The sequence below is a fragment of the Kitasatospora sp. NPDC058170 genome, assembly GCF_042883905.1.
In the GTDB taxonomy this organism is placed as follows: Bacteria; Actinomycetota; Actinomycetes; order Streptomycetales; family Streptomycetaceae; genus Kitasatospora.
The window spans coordinates 1-1,305 of record NZ_JBHVUV010000097.1 but is presented as its reverse complement, the minus strand read 5'-3'; the positions used below and the strand labels follow the sequence as shown (position 1 = coordinate 1,305).

At 77.2% G+C, this 1,305-nt stretch carries 1 protein-coding gene; it reads right to left on the bottom strand.

Annotated features, from left to right (window positions below; genetic code table 11):
• Positions 1–1,305, bottom strand: a 1,305-nt coding sequence (locus ACFVVX_RS37995; protein WP_387952744.1) for a polyketide synthase dehydratase domain-containing protein, incomplete at both ends; no start/stop codon positions are given.

The following is a 1,305-nucleotide window of genomic DNA, read 5'->3' as shown; positions in this document are numbered from 1 at the left end:
CGGTGAGTGCGGTGGTGGAGGCGGGGGTGTGGTCGGTGTCGAGGAGGAGGAAGCGGCCGGGGTGTTCGGACTGCGCCGTCCGCACCAGGCCCCAGGCCGTGGACTCGTCGAGTCCGGGCACCTCCTCGCCCGCCGTGACCGCGACCGCGCCGCTGGTGAGGACGGCCAGTCGGGCTCCCTCCGGGTGGTCCTGGGCCAGCCACTCCTGGACGGCGGCCAGGGCCCGGTGGGCGGCCGCGCGGGCCGAGCCGGACGCCTCGATCCGTACGACGGTGGGCTCGGGCGCGCCGGCCGCCGCGGGGGCCGGCGTGAGCTCCGTCCAGTCGATCCCGTACAGCGGGTCGGCGGCCGACCTGGTCCGGGCGGCGCCGCTCAGGGCGTCGGCGGGCAGCGTGCGCAGGTCGAGTGACTCGGCGTCGGCGACCGGGGCGCCGGTCGGGTCGGTGAGCGTCAGCGACACCCCGCCGTGCGGGAGTTCGGTGATCCGGACCCGGAGCCGGTCGGCGCCGGTGGCGTGCAGGGTGAAGCCGCTCCAGGAGAACGGGAGCCGGACGGAGTCGCCGAGCCCCTCGCGGACCGGGAGCAGGTGCAGGGCGGCGTCCAGCAGGGCCGGGTGGAGCGCGAACCCGTGGTCGAGGAGGGTGAGTTCCTCCGGGAGCCGCACCTCGGCGAGGAGCGCGCCGCCGTCCTGCCAGGCGGCTTCGAGGTTGCGGAAGGCCGGGCCGTAGCCGTAGCCGAGTGCGGCGAGCCGGTCGTAGACCCCGGCCACGTCGATGGGGACGGCGCCGGGCGGCGGCCAGGCGGCCTCGGGCGCCGGCCGCGGGGCGGTGGCGGCGGCGAGGGTGCCCGAGGCGTGCCTGGTCCAGGGTTCGGCCTCGGCCGTCCGGGCGTGGACGGTGAAGCCGCGGCGGCCGTCGGGGGCCGGGGCGCCCACGGTGAGTTGGAGCGCCACCGAGCCGGAGGCGGGCAGCAGCAGCGGGGCCTCCAGCGTCAACTCGTCGACGGTGGGGCGGTCGGCCTGCTCGCCGGCGCGCAGCGCGAGGTCGAGCAGGAGGCTGCCGGGCACCAGCGGGACGGCGCCGACGGCGTGGTCGGCGAGCCAGGGCAGCCGGGCGGTGTCGAGCGTGCCGGAGAACAGCAGGCCGCCGCCGTCGGCGAGTTCGACCGGGTCGCCGAGGAGGTCGGCGGCGGGTTCGGAGCTCGTGGCGTTCAGCCAGTAGTGGTGGTGTTGGAAGGGGTAGGTGGGGAGGTTGGTGTGGGTGGTGGTGGGTGGGTGGGTGGTGGGGTTGTGGCCGTGGGTGTGGG